The sequence below is a fragment of the Mammaliicoccus sp. K-M42 genome, from assembly GCF_022386375.1.
GTDB lineage: Bacteria > Bacillota > Bacilli > Staphylococcales > Staphylococcaceae > Mammaliicoccus > Mammaliicoccus fleurettii.
Map to the genome: position 1 here is coordinate 1 of NZ_JAJNIS010000044.1, position 688 is coordinate 688.

At 31.4% G+C, this 688-nt stretch carries 1 pseudogene; it reads right to left on the reverse strand.

Annotated elements, in window-relative coordinates:
• Positions 1-97: 97 nt before the first annotated feature.
• Positions 98-612, reverse strand: a pseudogene (locus LQ668_RS12505) (transposase); the annotation flags it as partial.
• Positions 613-688: the final 76 nt, after the last annotated feature.

The following is a 688-nucleotide window of genomic DNA, read 5'->3' on the forward strand; positions in this document are numbered from 1 at the left end:
TAGTAGATTGGTTTACCTTGCTTGATGTTACTTTAAATTTCATCTTTGTATAAGTAGAAACTAAGTTTCTTTGTTTCATCAATACACCAATCTTACGCCTAGACACATATAGTCCTCGTTTCGTTAAAGCAATCTTTATTTTACGTGTACCGTAACAACGTCTATTAGAGATGAATATATCTTCAATTTCATCTGCTAATATCTCATCATTGTTTTCTTTATTAACTTTATGTTGGTTATTTTGGTGGTAATAGTAGGTACTTCTTGGCATTTGTAGGACTTTGCACATTGCTGATACTGAATATTTGTGAGTATTCTCATTTATCACATCTATTTTCGTCCGATTATCAGCGCGGCTTGCTTTAAAATATCGTTTTCCATTTTTAGCTGTTTATTTTCTTTTTCTAGTTCCATCATTTTCTTTTGTTCTTTTGTAAGATTATCTTTGTGCTCAAAAGAACCAGAGGTTTTTGCTTGATTAATCCATCGATCTAATGCAGATGGGGTTAAATCATATTCTCTAATAATTTCAGATCTTGGTTTTTCATTAAGGTATAAATCAACCATTTGCTGTTTGAATTCATTACTGTATTCTCTACGCTCTCTTCTCATAAAAAGACCACCTACTTTCTTAATTTTAACAATACTTCTCTTTAAAGAAGTTGTCCAATTAAGTGTAGACGGTCCA